The 16,046-nt window shown below is 67.2% G+C and carries 19 protein-coding genes; 11 read left to right on the top strand and 8 right to left on the bottom strand.

Features of this window, described 5'->3' with window-relative positions:
* Positions 1–404 precede the first annotated feature (404 nt).
* A complete protein-coding gene (locus R9B84_RS29605; RefSeq protein WP_423763492.1) occupies positions 405–1,616 on the top strand; it encodes a winged helix-turn-helix domain-containing protein in 1,212 nt (403 codons plus the stop codon).
* A 20-nt stretch (positions 1,617–1,636) separates the two neighbouring features.
* Here R9B84_RS29605 and fabI read toward each other — a convergent pair whose 3' ends face one another.
* Genes fabI through R9B84_RS29625 form a run of 4 tightly spaced genes read right to left on the bottom strand, consistent with a single transcriptional unit; the run spans position 1,637 to position 5,756 of the window.
* Positions 1,637–2,398 (bottom strand): enoyl-ACP reductase FabI, encoded by a 762-nt coding sequence (gene fabI / locus R9B84_RS29610; RefSeq protein WP_423763493.1) that lies wholly within the window; start codon positions 2,396–2,398, stop codon positions 1,637–1,639.
* A gap of 28 nt (positions 2,399–2,426) precedes the next feature.
* Entirely contained in the window at positions 2,427–3,548 is a 1,122-nt protein-coding gene (locus tag R9B84_RS29615) for an alpha/beta fold hydrolase (RefSeq protein WP_423763494.1), read from the bottom strand.
* Positions 3,549–3,556: 8 nt separating this feature from the next.
* A complete protein-coding gene (locus R9B84_RS29620) occupies positions 3,557–4,765 on the bottom strand; it encodes an acetate/propionate family kinase (RefSeq protein ID WP_423763495.1) in 1,209 nt (402 codons plus the stop codon).
* A gap of 10 nt (positions 4,766–4,775) precedes the next feature.
* Positions 4,776–5,756: a phosphate acetyltransferase gene (locus R9B84_RS29625; RefSeq protein ID WP_423763496.1), complete on the bottom strand. Its 981-nt coding sequence runs from the start codon at positions 5,754–5,756 to the stop codon at positions 4,776–4,778.
* 145 nt (positions 5,757–5,901) lie between these two features.
* Here R9B84_RS29625 and atpG point away from each other — a divergent pair, with 145 nt between their 5' ends.
* Positions 5,902–6,771 carry an ATP synthase F1 subunit gamma gene (gene atpG, locus R9B84_RS29630; RefSeq protein WP_423763497.1) on the top strand — a complete coding sequence of 290 codons (870 nt, stop codon included), beginning with the start codon at positions 5,902–5,904 and terminating at the stop codon, positions 6,769–6,771.
* 10 nt (positions 6,772–6,781) lie between these two features.
* Positions 6,782–7,240, top strand: coding sequence for an ATP synthase F1 subunit epsilon (gene atpC, locus R9B84_RS29635; RefSeq protein ID WP_423763498.1), 459 nt, complete (start codon positions 6,782–6,784; stop codon positions 7,238–7,240).
* A 23-nt stretch (positions 7,241–7,263) separates the two neighbouring features.
* Here the strand turns inward: atpC and R9B84_RS29640 are convergent, their stop codons facing one another.
* Together R9B84_RS29640 and R9B84_RS29645 are read right to left on the bottom strand one after the other, a co-directional pair.
* A complete protein-coding gene (locus R9B84_RS29640; RefSeq protein WP_006480837.1) occupies positions 7,264–7,482 on the bottom strand; it encodes a DUF1653 domain-containing protein in 219 nt (72 codons plus the stop codon).
* A 57-nt stretch (positions 7,483–7,539) separates the two neighbouring features.
* Positions 7,540–7,983 carry a GNAT family N-acetyltransferase gene (locus R9B84_RS29645; protein WP_423761041.1) on the bottom strand — a complete coding sequence of 148 codons (444 nt, stop codon included), beginning with the start codon at positions 7,981–7,983 and terminating at the stop codon, positions 7,540–7,542.
* A 224-nt stretch (positions 7,984–8,207) separates the two neighbouring features.
* On the opposite strand from R9B84_RS29645, the gene R9B84_RS29650 reads away from it, so the two are divergent.
* The 5 genes from R9B84_RS29650 to R9B84_RS29670 all read left to right on the top strand — a co-directional run bounded on the left by R9B84_RS29650 (position 8,208) and on the right by R9B84_RS29670 (position 10,816).
* The gene (locus R9B84_RS29650) at positions 8,208–8,468 is read left to right on the top strand and encodes a type II toxin-antitoxin system Phd/YefM family antitoxin (protein ID WP_011547275.1); all 261 of its coding nucleotides are present in this window, start codon (positions 8,208–8,210) and stop codon (positions 8,466–8,468) included.
* On the top strand, positions 8,465–8,731 hold the full coding sequence (locus R9B84_RS29655; RefSeq protein ID WP_011354451.1) for a Txe/YoeB family addiction module toxin: 267 nt from the start codon (positions 8,465–8,467) through the stop codon (positions 8,729–8,731). Before R9B84_RS29650 ends, R9B84_RS29655 begins: the two co-directional genes overlap by 4 nt.
* Positions 8,732–9,067: 336 nt before the next feature.
* Positions 9,068–9,196: a hypothetical protein gene (locus R9B84_RS29660; RefSeq protein ID WP_423763583.1), complete on the top strand. Its 129-nt coding sequence runs from the start codon at positions 9,068–9,070 to the stop codon at positions 9,194–9,196.
* Between the two features lie 37 nt (positions 9,197–9,233).
* Positions 9,234–9,857: an HAD hydrolase-like protein gene (locus R9B84_RS29665; protein WP_047902758.1), complete on the top strand. Its 624-nt coding sequence runs from the start codon at positions 9,234–9,236 to the stop codon at positions 9,855–9,857.
* Positions 9,858–10,246: 389 nt separating this feature from the next.
* Entirely contained in the window at positions 10,247–10,816 is a 570-nt protein-coding gene (locus R9B84_RS29670; RefSeq protein ID WP_423761042.1) for a DUF4142 domain-containing protein, read from the top strand.
* A 134-nt stretch (positions 10,817–10,950) separates the two neighbouring features.
* On the opposite strand, the gene R9B84_RS29675 is transcribed toward R9B84_RS29670, so the two are convergent.
* Together R9B84_RS29675 and R9B84_RS29680 are read right to left on the bottom strand one after the other, a co-directional pair.
* Positions 10,951–11,550, bottom strand: coding sequence for a GNAT family N-acetyltransferase (locus R9B84_RS29675; protein WP_423761043.1), 600 nt, complete (start codon positions 11,548–11,550; stop codon positions 10,951–10,953).
* A 56-nt stretch (positions 11,551–11,606) separates the two neighbouring features.
* Entirely contained in the window at positions 11,607–12,521 is a 915-nt protein-coding gene (locus tag R9B84_RS29680; protein WP_423761044.1) for a LysR family transcriptional regulator, read from the bottom strand.
* Positions 12,522–12,630: 109 nt separating this feature from the next.
* On the opposite strand from R9B84_RS29680, the gene lysA reads away from it, so the two are divergent.
* The 3 genes from lysA to R9B84_RS29695 all read left to right on the top strand — a co-directional run bounded on the left by lysA (position 12,631) and on the right by R9B84_RS29695 (position 16,033).
* Complete coding sequence (gene lysA, locus R9B84_RS29685) at positions 12,631–13,869, top strand: diaminopimelate decarboxylase (RefSeq protein WP_423761045.1); 1,239 nt, start codon at positions 12,631–12,633, stop codon at positions 13,867–13,869.
* 636 nt (positions 13,870–14,505) lie between these two features.
* Positions 14,506–15,306 (top strand): transporter substrate-binding domain-containing protein, encoded by an 801-nt coding sequence (locus R9B84_RS29690; RefSeq protein WP_423761046.1) that lies wholly within the window; start codon positions 14,506–14,508, stop codon positions 15,304–15,306.
* A gap of 67 nt (positions 15,307–15,373) precedes the next feature.
* A complete protein-coding gene (locus R9B84_RS29695; protein ID WP_423761047.1) occupies positions 15,374–16,033 on the top strand; it encodes an amino acid ABC transporter permease in 660 nt (219 codons plus the stop codon).
* Positions 16,034–16,046 lie beyond the last annotated feature (13 nt).

A 16,046-nucleotide genomic window follows, 5' to 3' on the forward strand; every position in this document is an offset into this window, starting at 1 on the left:
CGGCGTGGCAAAACACGGCGATCTGTCCCGCGCGCTGCGGCCCGGGGAAACGCGTGCCGCACCATGACGCGTCGCGCGGCAGCAGGCGAAAAAACGGAAATACAAAAAAAATCAGCGGACATCCACACGGGGCCGGTGCACAGCCGCATGGATGTCCGCTCAGGGCTCCGGGTCTCCCGATGGGGGTTGAGAATCCCGGCTTCGCTTCCTGCGTGCCATTGACGTATGTGCGTCGGAAGCGGAATCGTTGCGCGCACTTATCGTCGCGCCATGCTCTGCACTATAGGGAAACTTGCGAAATGCATCTGTCAACCATTGTCAGACACGTTGCATCGGCGCGTCGCACGCGCGCGCCGCTTTCGCGCTAAAGTGGTCGCCGATCGTCACCCTCAGCCGCCATTCCGATGCTTACGCTCTCGCCCGCCGCCGCCCGCGCACTGCATCTCGCCGCGCAGGGCCTACTGACGCCGCCCCGCCGCAAGGCAACCAAGGCCGACGTGCTCGACACGATCCGCCGGATGGCGCAGTTGCAGATCGACACCATTCATGTCGTCGCGCGCAGCCCGTATCTCGTGCTGTTCAGCCGGCTCGGCGATTTCTCGCCGCAGTGGCTCGACGAACATCTCGCCGAGGCGCGCCTGTTCGAATACTGGTCGCACGAAGCGTGTTTCCTGCCGGTCGAGCAGTTCGGCCTGATGCGCTACAAGATGCTCGATCCGTCGGGGATGGGCTGGAAATACGCGGCCGACTGGCACGCGCAGAATCGCGACGAGATCGAGCGTCTGCTCGCGCGGATTCGCAACGAAGGCCCGGTGCGATCGGCGGACTTCGTCCGCGAGGACGGCGCGAAAGGCAACGGCTGGTGGGACCGCAAGCCGGAGAAGCGTCACCTGGAAGTGCTGTTCACGACGGGCGACCTGATGGTGTCGGAACGCCGCAATTTCCAGCGCGTGTACGACGTGCGCGAGCGCGTGCTGCCCGGCTGGGACGACACGCGCGACCTGCCGCCGCGCGAAGCCGTGCTGCCCGCGCTGCTCGATTACACGTGTCGCGCGCTTGGGGTCGTCCGCGCGGACTGGGTCGCCGACTACTACCGGCTGCCGCGCCGTTCGTATCGCGCGGAACTCGAGCGGCTCGCCGAGGCGGGCGACCTGATTCCGGTCGAGATCGGCGACTGGAAGGAACCGGCCTACGTGCACCGCTCGCTCGATGCGCTGCTGCCGGCGGCCGCTGCCGACACGTTGCGCTCGACGGTCACGACGCTGCTGTCGCCGTTCGACCCCGTCGTATGGGACCGGCGGCGCGCATCGACGCTGTTCGGTTTCGACTACACGATCGAGTGCTATACGCCCGGGCACAAGCGGCGCTACGGCTATTTCTGCCTGCCCGTGCTGCATCGCGGCCGGCTGGTCGGCCGCGTCGACGCGAAAGCGCACCGCACGCTCGGCACGTTCGAACTGAAGGCCGTGCATGTCGAGCCGGGCGTGCGGTTCGGCACGGGGCTCGCGGCCGACGTCGCGAAGGCCGTGAAGAAGCTCGCGGCGTGGCACGGCACGCCGGAGGTCGCGGTCGCGCACGCGCCGCCGGCCCTCGTGCAGGCATTCGCGCGCACCTGACGCCGCGTGCCGCCGGCACGCTAGCCGAGCATGTGCATGCCGGCGTCGATATAGTGCGTGCCGCCCGTGATCGCCCTTGCGCCGTCGCTCGCCAGGAACGCGCAGAACGCACCGACGTCGTCGATGTCCAGCGCGTGATGCAGCGGCGCCCGGCGCGCGGTGTCGTCGAGCAGCCGGTCGAAGTCCGGCAGGCCCGATGCCGCGCGCGTCGGCAGCACGCCCGGCGAAATCGCGTTGACGCGAATGCCGCTGCCGCCGAGTTCGGCCGCCAGGTACCGCACGCTCGATTCGAGCGCGGCCTTGACCGGCCCCATCACCCCGTAGTTCGCGACGACCTGCTCCGCGCCGAGATAGCTCATCGCCATCAGGCTCCCGCCTCGCGTCATCAGCGGCTCGGCAAGCCTCGCCATCCGGATGAACGAATGGCACGAGGTATCCATCGCCAACGAAAAGCCTTCCGGCGAACTGTCGACCACGCGGCCGTGCAGATCGGCCTTCGGTGCATACGCAACCGAATGCAGCACGAAATCGATCGCGCCCCATTGCACCGCGATCGCGTCGAACACCGCCGCCATCTGGTCGGGCCGCCCGACGTCGAGCGGCATCCGGATCGGCGCATCGAGTTGCGCGAACAGCGGCTCGACGTGCGGCAAGGTCTTCTCCGACTGCCAGGTCACCGCGAGCGTGGCACCCGCCCGGCAAAACGCACGCGCGCATCCCCACGCGATGCTCTGCTCGTTCGCGATGCCGACGACGAGCCCCCGCTTGTGTCGCAACGTCATGCCGCCCCCCGTGTCGATCCGCGCCGGCCTAGCGCTGCGCCGCAATCCAGCGCGCGATGTCCGGCCACACCGTCTTCAGCGTGCGCGACCCCATGAACAGGCCAATATGGCCGCCCGGCACGAGCCGGCTCTCGATCCGCGACGCGGGCGTGCCGAGACGGTCGCGCGCCCCGAACACCTGCTCCGGCGTCGTGATGTCGTCGGCCTCGCCGGCGAGCAGATAGACCGGGCACGCGACGTCCTTCAGGTCGAGCGTGCGCCCGAGCGCGACGAACGTGCCCTTCGCGAGCCGGTTCTCCTTGAAGATCTGCACGATCGCCTGCAGGTACCAGCGTCCCGGCAGGTCGATCGGGCTTTCGTACCAGTTCGCGAACACCTCGCGCTTGCGCAGGTATTCGGGATCGTCGAGATGCTCGTACAGGTCGACGTGCTCGGCGAGATAGTGCTGGTCGGGATGCATGTTCTTCCAGCCGCGCAGCATGAAGCGCCCGCGCATCAGCCCGCCGCCCATCGCAACGAGCTCCTCGTAGAACGACGTCGGATACGTGTGCACCATCCCCCTGATCGGGCCGTCGCCCGCGTCGGTGTCGATCGGCGAACCCGCCAGCACGAGGCTCGCGACCTTGTGCGGGAAACGCCCCGCATACATCGCGGACATCCAGCCGCCCTGGCACAGCCCGACGAGATTCACGCGGCCGCCGAGTTCGTCGACGCACACGTTCAGCTCGGCCAGATACTGGTCGATCTCGAGGTCCTTCATGTCCTCGGTGGCCGAACGCCAGTCGGTCAGGTACAGACGCGTCACGCCGTGCTCGCGCAGCGTCTGCATCAGGCTTTGCCCCGGCTGGTAGTCGGCGATCATCGCGCTGTGCCCCGCATACGGTGCATCGACGATCGTCGGCAGCCCGTGCGCCGGCGCGGCCGAATAATCGCGAAACGTCATCGTCCGCAGTTCCAGCAACGGCCGGTTCGTCGAGGCCAGCGCCGGGTGTGCTTCGAAATGGAGCTTCTCCTCTTCCGCGAGAAAGCGGAGATTGCGCGCCGCGATCTCGGAACCGGCCGCGAACCACGCCGTGGCGGCGGCCATCGGCCAGAAAATCGGCAGCGCGGGGGCGCTGACGGCAGGGGAAGACGTGTGGCTTGCTGTCATCGAAGGTCTCACCGGGTCGGATACGGCGTGGAAGGGATCGCGTCGTCCAGCACGCGGCGCGTGTGCCGCGCGATCATCAGGTTCTCGTCGGTCGGGATCACCCGCACCGTCACGCGCGACGCGTCGCTCGACATCACCGGCAGGCCGGCGGCGTTCGCCGCGTCGTCGAGCGCGATGCCGAGCCACGCCGCGCGGCTGCAGATTCGTTCACGCACGCGCGGCGCGTGCTCGCCGATGCCCGCTGTAAACACGAGCGTGTCGAGACCGCCGAGCACGCCGGCCAGCGCGGCGAGTTCGCGGGCCGCGCGATAGGCGAACAGCTCGATCGCATGCGCGGCCGACGGTGCGTCGCTCGCGAGCAGCGTGCGCATGTCGCTCGACACGCCGGACACGCCGAGCAAGCCCGATTCCTCGTAGATCAGATGCTCGACCTCGTCGAGCGACCGGCCCTCGTGACGCTGCAGGTAAAGAATCACGCCCGGGTCCAGCGCGCCGGTGCGCGTGCCCATCGGCAGCCCGTCCACGGCCGTGAATCCCATCGTCGTCGCCACGCTGCGGCCGTTCGCGAGCGCGCACAGGCTCGCGCCGTTGCCGAGGTGCGCAACGACGGTCCGGCGCTGCGCCCACGACGGATCGAGCCCCGCGAGCGCCGTCGCGATGTACTCGTACGACAGCCCGTGGAAACCGTAGCGCACGATCCCCTGCCCGGTCAGCGCGCGCGGCAGCGCGAACTCCCGTTCGAGCGCCGGCACCGTCGAATGGAACGCGGTGTCGAAACATGCGACCTGCGGCAGGTTCGGCGCAACCGCGGCGACCGCGCGAATCGCGTCGACGTGATGCGGCTGGTGCAGCGGCGCGAGCGGCGAAAGCGACGCTATCGCATCGAGCACGCGCGCGTCGATCCGCACCGGCGCGGTGAAATACGGACCGCCGTGCACGACCCGGTGCCCGACGCCGTCGAACGCGGCCTCCCGCCCGACGTGAGCCGCGAACCACGCGTGCAGCGCTTCGATCGCGCCTTGATGTCCGGGTCGTGCGACGGGGTTGTCGGCGAGTGTCGCGCCGTGCGCATCGGCCACGAACAGATGCGGGGTGCCATGCAGGTTCTCGACCTGCCCGTGCAGGCCCGCATCGAGCGAGCGATCCTCGCGCGTGTCGTAGACCGAGAACTTGAGGCTCGACGAGCCGGCATTGAGTACCAGTACGGGATGTCGCATCGCGGCCCCGTCAGCGTGCATCGGCCGCATCGGCCGCAACGGCCGGTGCGGCCGACGGCGCCGCCGTGGCGCGCGCCGCCTCCGCGACGAGCGCCGCGACCGCACAGCTCGCGAGGCGCGTGCGTTCGCTGTCGGCGCGACTCGTCAGGATCACCGGCACGCGCGCGCCGAGCACGATGCCGGCCGCATCGGCGTTCGCGAGGAACGTCAGCTCCTTCGCGAGCATGTTGCCCGCCTCGAGGTCGGGCGCGAGGAGGATGTCCGCATCGCCCGCGACCGCGGAACCGAGATGCTTGAGCCGCGCGGCTTCGGGGCTGATCGCGTTGTCGAGCGCGAGCGGCCCGTCGAGCAGCGCGCCGGTGATCTGGCCGCGCTCGGCCATCTTGCACAGCGCGGCCGCATCGAGCGTCGACGGCAGCTTCGAGCTGACCGTCTCGACCGCCGACAGGATCGCGACCTTCGGCTGGCGGATGCCGAGCGCGTGCGCGAGGTCGATCGCGTTCTGCACGATGTCGGCCTTCTGCTCGAGCGTCGGACGGATATTGACGGCCGCGTCAGTGATAAAAAGCGGCTTGTGATAAGTCGGCACGTCCATGATGAACACGTGGCTCAGGCGCCGCCCGGTGCGCAGCCCCGTATCGGCGCGCACCACTTCCTCCAGCAACTCGTCGGTATGCAGGCTGCCCTTCATCAGCACCTGCGCGTCGCCCGCGCGCACCAACTCGACGGCGCGCGCAGCCGACGCATGGCTGTGCGGCGCATCGACGAGCCGGTAGCCGGACAGGTCGACGCCGAGCGTCGCGGCAAGCGCCGCGATGCGCGCCACCGGGCCGACCAGCACGGGCACGGCGATCCCGGCCCGAGCGGCGGCGACGGCCGCGTGCAGCGATACCTCGTCGCAAGGATGCGCGACCGCGACCGTCACCGGGCGTAGCGAGCGGCAACGCGCAATCAGCGCGTCGTACTTCTGGTGCGGGCGGAAATCGGTCATCGAATACCCCTTCGCGAGAATCACGTGAACGGATTCTGGTGCGAGACCGGGCGAAATCGTTTGACTCTCGTCAATCGTTTCAGGTGAAGTCCCGATAGCATGAAGCCACACGATGACATCCGGATGGCCGCGACGCCCCGCTGACATGCACATACGCGAAATCCGCTCGAAGATTGCCAGTACGTCGTCCACGCGCAAGATCACCAAGGCGATGGAGATGATGGCGCGCACCAAGATGGCGAGCGCGCAGCGCCGCGCGCGCGAGTTCCGGCCGTATGCGGCGCGCATCGGGGCCATGGCCGAACGCGTGCTGCGCGACCGCCCCGACCACGTGTCCGCGCTGATGGCGCGACGCGATCCCGTGCGCCGTGTCGGCCTGATCGTCGTCAGCACCGATCGCGGGCTGTGCGGCCCGCTCAATGCACGGCTGCTCGTCGAATGCGTGGATGCGCTCGAACGCTGGGACCGCACCGGCGTCGCGTGCGAACTGAGCGTGATCGGTGCGCGCGGCATCGCGCCGCTGATGCGCCACGGCGCGACCATCACGGCGCGCGCGAGCGGCCTGGCCGCCGAACCGCACTTCGAACAGTTGCTCGGCGCGCTGCTCGTCCCGCTGACCGCGTTCGTCAACGGCGAGCTCGACGAAGTGCACGTCGCCTACAACCGGCTGACGAGCCCGCTCGCGTACGAGCCGCGCATCGATGCGATGCTGCCGATCGCGGGGCTCGACACCGGCGCGCCGGCCGACGGCGCGGAGGCATCCGACTATCTGTACGAACCCGCACCCAAACCGGTCGTGGATACTTTGCTGCTGCGCTACGTCGAGGCAACGCTCTATCAGGCCGTCGTCGAGAACTATGCGTGCGAGCAATGCGCGCGGATGTTCAGCATGCAGACCGCGACGGACAACGCCGACCGCGTGTTGCGCGAACTGCGGCACCTGTACCAGAAGACGCGACAGGCGCAGATCACCACCGAGCTGTGCGAAATCGTCGCCGGCGCGGCGGCGGTCTGAAGGAGTGCGCATGAAGACGTCGATGAGGCTCGACATCGTGAGCGTGGAAGCGGTGCTGTATGCCGGCGACGCGCATTTCGTCGTCGTCCCGGGCGAAAGCGGAGAACTGGGGATCTACCCGCACCATGCGCCGCTGCTCACGAGGATCCGGCCCGGCGTCGTGACGCTCGTCGATGCGTCGACCGGCGAGCATCGCCGCCTCCTCGTCGCGGGCGGCGTGCTGGAGGTCAGCCGCGACGGCGTGACACTGATCGCCGACCACGCGCTGCGCACGCCCGAACTCGACGATCTGCGCGCACGCGAAGCGCGGCATGCGGCCGACGACTGGCGCCGGCGCTACGCGCACGAAAACCGGCGCGCGTTCGATTTCGCGTCGGCCCGCGCGGAACTGATGGATGAAATCCGGCGCTTCTTCACGATGGCGCTGCGGCAACCGGCGTCGCACGACAAGCCGGGCGGCGCCGGCTAGACACCGGCTCCGGTGCCGCCCGCTCAGTCGCGCAGCTTGCGAAAACGCGGCGTGCCGTCTTCGAGATTGCCGTTGAACATCGCCTCCGGCCGCACCCACAGCCCGCGCGCATGCGGCCACAGATGCTCGTACACGACCACCGATTCCTCGGTTTCGGAATGGCGGGCCACGCCGATGTAGCGGTACAAACCGCCCTTGTAGTGGCGGTGCGTCGCGAGCTGTTCGGCTTCCTGTTCGGTCATGATGAGTTTCTCTTCGGCAAAAACGGAAAGCGCGTATTGTATGCGCTGCGTCGCGCGTCAGCGTTTCGCGTAGATGTCGGGACGGCGGATCTCCATCAGCCGCTCCGGATTCGCGAACGGCCCGAAGCCGACCGGCCGGTACAACTCGTGCGCGTCGGTCGTCACGAGCATGATGCGGCGCAGGCGCTGCACCATCTCCTGCGCGAACACGTGATCGATCAGCGCGCGTCCGTAGCCGTTGCCGCGTTCGGCCGGCAGCACGAACACGTCGCACAGGTACGCGAACGTCGCGTGATCGGTGACAAGCCGCGCGAACCCGACGAGCCGGTCGCCGACATACGCACCGAAACACAGCGAACCCTCGATCGCACGCTCGACCACATCACGCGGAATGCCCTGCGACCAGTATGCGTCGCGATGCAGGAAGTCGAAAATCGCGTCGATGTCGAGTTCGCGCTTGTCGGTGGAAAATCTCAGCGTGGCGGGGGTGGCTGCGGGCACGTCTGTTCTCCGGTGGGGGGCGGAAGGCGGAGCATCGACGATACCGCGCTGTGGGGCGGGCTACAAGCAGCACCACCACGCCGCTGCTGCACGACAGGTGAGAATCCTCTTGCCGGACGGTGGCGTGCAACCACATACACTCACCGAACAACTTGTACGATAACCCGTACATATTCATCTACCGTGCTATACTTGTACGATTATATGTACAAGTGAGGCAAATCATGCGCACGATTCATTTTTCGGATGCCCGCGGCAATCTGAAGACCGTCATCGACCAGGTCGTCGACGATGCGGACGTGACGCTCATCACGCGGCGCGATGCACCGAACGCCGTCATCATGTCGCAGGACTACTACGACAGCCTGATGGAGACGGTTCACTTGCTGCGCTCGCCGGCCAACGTCGCCCATCTCGAACGTTCGATCGCGCAACTGCGCAAGGGCAAGGCGAAAGAACACAAGCTCGCAGAGGATGATGAATGAGCGTACGCCGCGTGCTCTTTACTTCCGACGCGTGGGACGACTATGTCTATTGGCAAGGGCAGGATCGCAAGACGCTCAAGCGCATCAACCAGCTCATTCGCGAAGCCCAGCGAACGCCGTTCGAAGGCATCGGCAAACCCGAACCGTTGAAGGCCAATCTCTCCGGCTTCTGGTCGCGCCGTATCGACGACACGAACCGCCTGGTCTACGAGGCTGACGACCTTCAGATCAGCATCGTGTCCTGCCGCTATCACTACGAGTAGCGCCGAGTCCCGCGCATCGCCCTCTCCTCCTCACGGCGCCGGCAATGCGCGATCAGCCTTTGCAACGCTTCAGCCGAAGCGGCCGGGCTTTCATCATCGCCCCGGCCAGCAACGCGCGTCGCACTTACCCGCTTACCCATACACGCATTTCGGTGGATGATGTAGCCCGTGCCGGCCTTTCACAACCGCGCACGCTGCCAACGACGGACAGGAAGGAGACACCTCGATGCGCAACCGCGCTGCACTCACCGCCCCTTCCCCCGCCGCGCCGCATTCTGGCTCGCCGCCGTCGCACTCGCGTCCGCCGCGCTGCCGGTCGAAGCGACCGAGCCGCGCGTGATGATCTCCGGCCCGTCGATGGGCCAGTCGAAGGAAGCGATTCCGAACCGCCTCGCGCGCGGCGAGAAAGCCGACGTGCTGATCATGGTCGGCTACGCGCTCGACCGGCCGATCAAGGTTCGGTGACAATGTCGCCCACCCAATAAACCCGCCACACCGCGTCATGCCCTACCGCCTCATCGCATTCGACTTCGACGGCACGCTCGCCGATTCGCTCGACAGCTTTCTCGCGGCGCTGTCGGAAGCGTCGCGCCTGCACGGCTTTCGCGACGCCACGCCCGAGTTGCGCCCGGCGCTGCGCGGCATGTCGGCGCGCGACATCATCCGCGCGCTTGACGTGCCGATGTGGAAAGTGCCGCGCGTGACGATCGACATGCGCCGCCTGATGCGGCCGCGCGTCGCGCAAGTGATGCTGTTCCCCGGCGTCGACGACACGTTCGACGCGCTGGCCGCGCGCGGCATCCGCATCGCGATCGCAACGTCGAACAGCGAGGACATCGTGCGCGACCGCCTCGGCCCGCGCGCCAGCGGCCGCGTCGACACCTTCGCGTGCGGCATTCCGCTGTTCGGCAAGGCACGTCGCCTGCGCGCGCTCGTTCGCGAGGCCGGCGTGCGCGCCGATGAGGTGCTGTACGTCGGCGACGAAATCCGCGATGCCGACGCGGCACGACGCGCGCACATCGCATTCCAGGGGGTCGCGTGGGGCTACACCGCACCCGACGCGTTGCAGGCGCATTGCGCGACGCCGTTGCTGTCGCGCCTCGATGCACTGCTCGATCGCGTGTGACGCCTTCAGCGCATTGCACGCGCGAGTCCGCACGTCGCTCGGCGCGCACGACACGGCAACAGCGGCACAACGATGAAATACAGATGACACGCACGTGCATCCCGCACGCCGCACACACGCAAAAATTGCCGCCGCCGCGCGTGCACCAGGTACGCAATACCGGTACGCAGACCTGCTCATCGATTCGTCTTACCAACCGTTACACAAACCACAGCACGGTTGCACCTGCTACCCGACCGCTCTCCTAGAATCAGTCGGGCCGGGAAACACTTCGACCGGCGCCGCGGCAGAGCGGCGGTCGAATCCGGCCCGGGCGCGCCCGGTCTCTCGCACAGCTACGGATCACGTCATCCGTCTTTTAACCAGAGCCCCGCTCGAAAGGAGGTCCCATGAACCGCTTTCCCCACATCTCGCGCCTTGCCTTGTCTGCCGCTGGCCTGCTTCTCGTCGCCGTGACGGCGACCGCACAAACCGCGCAACCGGCACCCGCCGCGCCGGCCGCCGCCGCGACGCGCATTCACGAAGCCGACCAGGCCTTCATCACGGACGGCACGAAAACCGTGTCGACGCAGCACGACGCGGCACGCATCGCCGATGCGCGCACGTCGGACAGCCAGGTGAAGGCCTTCGCGCAACGCGTGTCGGCCGACGACGAAAAGATCATCCAGGCGATGCGCGCGGCAAGCCCGCGCGGCGTCGACGTGCCGGCCAACGACCCCGACACGGCCGTGCTGAACAGCATCAAGAGCCTGCGCGGCGCCGAGTTCGACAAGGCGTATATCGAGCAGGTCGCGCTCGCCGGCGAGCAGAAGACGATCTCGGCTTTCCAGGCCGAAATCGCATCGGGCCGCGACACGAAGCTGAAGGAAGTCGCACGCCAGTCGCTGCCGATCCTGCAGAAGCACTACGCGGACGCGCAGAAACTCGCGGAGCGTCACCACCTCGCATCGGCGCAATAACGATGCAGCGCCGCGCCACGTGCGCGGCGCACCGCTTTCCCCTCTCGTCGCGCAGCCGCCCCCTTGCCGGTGGCGCGATGCACGTCTGATCATCCGCTCCGCGAACGCGCGCGCTGCCCGTCACGCGCTATGCGTTACGTCGCGAGCTTCGCCATCAACCCCGCACGCACGTCCGGCCATTCTTCGTCGATGATGCTGAAGCGCACCGAATTGCGCTTGCGGCCGTCCGGCATGATCCGTTCGTGACGCACGATTCCTTCCTGCTTCGCGCCGAGCCGCAGAATCGCCGCGCGCGATTTCTCGTTCAGCTCGTCGGTCGTGAACTGCACGCGCACGCAGTGCAGCGTATCGAACGCATAGGTCAGCAACAGCCACTTCGCTTCGGTATTCGCACGCGTGCGCTGCGCCGATTCGCTCAGCCACGTATGTCCGATCTCGAGCTTGCGATTCTTGCGGTCGATCTTCCAGAAACGCGTGCTGCCGATCACGCGGCCCGATGCGCGATCGACGATCGCAAACGGCATCACGGTGCCGGCCGCGCGCCCCTGCAATGCGGTATCGATGTACGCGTCGATCGTCTCCGCACCCGGCACGACCGTGACCTTCAGGTTCCACAACTGGCCGTCCGCGGCGGCATCGAGCAGCGCCTGCCGGTCGGATGCTTCGAGCGGCCGCAGTTCGACACGCGCGCCGGTGAGGGTCGGTTGTTCGACGGAAGATGAAGCGTCGGTCATGACGGATTTCCGGAAAGTGAGGACGATGGCGGCGAAACGGCCATCATACGGCGCGGTTAACCGAGGTGTGCGGCGAGCCGGCGACGGATCGCCTTTGCCTCGCCACGCAGCGCATCGGCAAACGCATCGACGAGCAGGTTCTTCGGCCGGTGCTCGGGCACGATCATGCTGACCCGGTACGGGAAGGACCGCGTGAGCGGCCGCACGTGCAGGTCGCGCCCGACGAAATCGAGCGCCGTCAGCGGATTGACGATCGCGGCGCCGAGCCCCTGCCGCACGAACGCGCACACCGACACGGCCGACGGCGTTTCGACGACCGAGCGCGGCGCGACGCCGAGTTGCGCAAACGCCTCGTCGATCAGGATGCGGTAAGGATCGTTCAGCGACAGGCTCACGAACGGGCGATCGGCGAGATCCGGCAGATCGATCGCGTCCTGCGCGAGCAGCGGATGGCCGTCGGGCAGCACGCACACTTCGTCGACTTCGAGCAGCGGCGTAAGCACGGTGCCGGCCGGCGCGACGTCGTGCTCGGTCAGCCCGAGGTCGTAACGTTGCGCGGTCAGCCACTCCTCGAGCACCGGCGACTCCTGCGTCGCGACCGACACGCTGACGCCCGCGTGCGCTTCGTGGAAACGCCGGCACGCGCCGGGCAGGATCGCGTGCGAGAACGCCGGCAGCGCAATCACCGAAAGCTGGCCGTCGCGAAACTCGCGCAGGCGCGCGGCCGTCGCCGCGACGCGTTCGAGCCCCACATAGGCGAGCCGCACGTCGTCGAACAGCGTGAGCGCGGCCATCGTCGGCCGCAGCCGACCGTGCGTGCGTTCGAACAGCGCGAAACCAACGACCTGCTCCATCCGCGCGAGCTCGCGGCTGATCGTCGGTTGCGACGTATAGAGCATCTCGGCCGCGCGCGTCGTGCTGCCGGTGACCATCAGCGCGCGAAAGACCTCGATATGACGATGCGTGAGCATGATCTTCTATATCAGGAATGAATCGAATGTCGAATAACAGGCATTTTACTGTATAGCCGAACAGGCGCATCATTCACGCTATCCGTTCATTCGACCTGATTCATCCGCCATGTCCCTCGATTCCCGCCAGCTCGCGACGCTCGCGCAGCAATACGGCACCCCGCTGTGGGTGTACGACGCCGACGTCATCCGCGACCGCATCGCCCAACTTCGCCAGTTCGACGTGATCCGCTATGCGCAGAAGGCAAACTCGAACATCCATATCCTGAAGCTGATGCGCGAGGAAGGCGCGTGCGTCGACGCGGTGTCGCTCGGCGAGATCGAGCGCAGCCTCGCGGCCGGGTTCAGTCCAGCCGGCGAGCCGGAAGGCGTCGTGTTCACGGCCGACCTGATCGACCGCCCGACGCTCGCAGCCGTGCTGAAGCACGGCGTGACCGTGAACGCGGGTTCGCTCGACATGCTCGCGCGCATCGGCGAACACGCGCCGGGCCACCGCGTGTGGCTGCGCGTCAACCCCGGTTTCGGGCACGGCCACAGCAACAAGACCAACACCGGCGGCCCGCAAAGCAAGCACGGCATCTGGATCGACGACGTGCCGCGCGCAATCGAGATCGTGCGCCAGTACGGGCTCAAGCTCGTCGGCATCCACATGCACATCGGTTCGGGCGTCGACTACGACCACCTGTCGCAGGTGTGCGACGCAATGGTCGATCTCGTCACGTCGCTCGGCCATGACATCGACGCGATCTCGGCCGGCGGCGGCCTGTCGATCCCGTATCGCGACGGCGAACCGCGCGTCGACGTCGGCCACTACTTCAGCCAGTGGGACGCCGCGCGCAAGCGGATCGAACGGCATCTCGGCCACCCGGTGCGCATCGAGATCGAACCGGGCCGCTTCCTCGTCGCCGAAGCCGGCACGCTCGTCACCGAAGTGCAGGCCGTCAACCGCCGGCCGAAGCACGATTTCGTGCTGATCGACGCGGGTTTCAACGACCTGATGCGCCCGTCGATGTACGGCAGCTACCACGCGGTATCCGTGCACACGCACGACGGCGAATTGCCCGCGGGCCGGCCGCTCGTCGACCTCGCGATCGCGGGGCCGCTGTGCGAATCGGGCGACGTGTTCACGCAGGACGCGGGCGGCGTGGTCACGCACCGCAAGCTAGCGCAGCCGCAGATCGGCGACCTGCTGTTCCTGCACGACGCGGGCGCGTACGGCGCGTCGATGTCCTCGAACTACAACAGCCGGCCGCTCGCGCCGGAAGTGCTCGTCGATCGCGGCACGCCGCGGCTGATCCGCCGCCGGCAGACGATCGACGAACTGCTCGCGCTCGAGACGTTCGAGTAACACGCTTTCGTCGATACGAAGGCCAACGGCCAGGCTTGCCGCTACCGGCAGCCTGGCCGTTTTGCTTTTCGGCACGCCGCAGGGGCACCGGCTCACGGTCTGGAGCAACCGCCCGGCCGCACCGTAGCACCTGATGCTTCGCATGGCGCGCAACCGCAGCAGATCGCTTGCGCCACCTTTCGCACGCAGAGAAAAACATTCCACAGCGCGTAGAAAGTGCGTGCATCTTTGGAAACACATTCCTTTTTGATAAACCTAAGATTGCCCTCAGTCGCACAGCATTCTTGTCGCCGGATACGCATCGACGATGCACCGGCCTACCACTCTCGCAACGCTGCACGGGCAATCATGAACAGCATGCTTGAACTCTTCGCCGCACACCGGAACACGTTCGACACGTATGCCACGCGGCCCGCTCACGCGTCACGCTGCGACCGCTCGCGCTTCTCGCGCCTTCATCCGCACTCGCGCCGATCCACCATCGCACGCGAACGCATGCCGTAACGCACGGCATCACGCACGGCGGCTAACGACACACGCCGCCACACGCTCCACCGACTTCCCGCTCACGGCGACGCCGCCCGTCGCCGCGGCTTCGCACACCCTGAATTTTCGACAACAACCACGGAGACAACCATGAAGCACTTCACCCCGACGCTCAAGCAAGGCATCGCCGCCGCCCTCCTCTGCATCGTGGCCACGACGTCGCACGCGGCGGACCTGCTCGACACCGTCAAGCAGGCCGGAGTCCTGAAGATCGCGCTGGAAGGCACCTACCCGCCGTTCGACTACCGCAATGCCGACGGCCAGCTCGAAGGCTTCGACGTCGACGTCGCGAAGGCCGTCGCCGCGCGCCTCGGCGTGAAGCCGCAATTCGTCACGACCGAATGGAGCGGGATCCTCGCCGGCCTGCAGGCCGGCAAGTTCGACGTGATCGTCAACCAGGTCGCGATCACGCCGTCACGACAACAGGCGCTCGACTTCAGCGCACCGTATGTGTATTCGTCCGCGCAACTGCTGCAACGGCAGAACGACACGCGCGCATTCAAGTCGCTCGACGAACTGAAGGGCAAGAAGGTCGGCGTGACGATGGGCAGCAACTACGTCGATCTCGTCAAGACCGTGCCCGCAGTCGACCTGCAGGTCTACCCGGGCACGCCGGAAAACCTGCGCGACCTCGCGGCGGGCCGTATCGACGCGGCGGTCAACGATCGCCTGATGCTCAGCTACCTGATCAAGAACTCGCACCTGCCGCTGCGCCCCGGCTCCGTGCTCGCGGGTGGCGAGGACCGGATGGGCATCCCGTTCCGCAAGGGCAACCCGAAGTTCGCGAAGGCGATCGACGATGCGGTCGCGTCGCTGCAGCAGGACGGCACGCTGAAGAAGATCTCGATGCAGTGGTTCGGCACGGATACGACCAAGCCGGTGACGCAATAACGCAGCCCGCCCCGAGCCCGCGCGCACGAACGCGCGGGCCGTCCGGCACACAATCAGGAGACACGTGATGGAAGCACTCGAACTGGTCGTTCATACCCTGCCCGTGATGGTCAAGGGCGCGGTGCTCACGCTGAAGTTCGCCGTGGCGTCGATGGCGCTCGGCCTCGTCGTCGGGCTCGTGATCGCGATCATGCGCATCGGCAGCAACCGGCTCGCGGCCGGGCTTGCGCAGGGCTACGTCAGCCTGATGCGCGGCACGCCGCTGCTCGTGCAGATGTTCGTCGTCTACTACGGGCTGCCCGATCTCGGCATCACGCTCGATCCGACGACGGCCGGCATCTTCACGCTGACGCTCAACGCGGGCGCCTATCTGTCGGAGAGCATGCGCGGCGCGATTCTCGGCATCGGCCGCGGGCAATGGGCGGCCGCGCACAGCCTCGGCCTCACGCACATGCAGACGCTGCGCCACATCGTCTGCCCGCAAGCGCTGCGCCTCGCGGTGCCGAGCCTCGGCAACACGCTGATCAGCCTGATCAAGGACACGTCGCTGGTCTCGGTGATCACCGTCACCGAATTGCTGCGCTCGACGCAGGAAGTGATCGCCGCGACGTTCCAGCCGCTGCCGCTCTATCTCGCCGCCGCAGCGATCTACTGGGTGCTGAGCACGCTGCTCACGCGGCTTCAGGGCCGCGTCGAGACACGCCTTTCGCTGCCGTCCACGCATTGAGCGCGTGCCGGAC

The sequence above is a fragment of the Burkholderia sp. NLJ2 genome, from assembly GCF_049487195.1.
In the GTDB taxonomy this organism is placed as follows: Bacteria; Pseudomonadota; Gammaproteobacteria; order Burkholderiales; family Burkholderiaceae; genus Burkholderia; species Burkholderia pyrrocinia.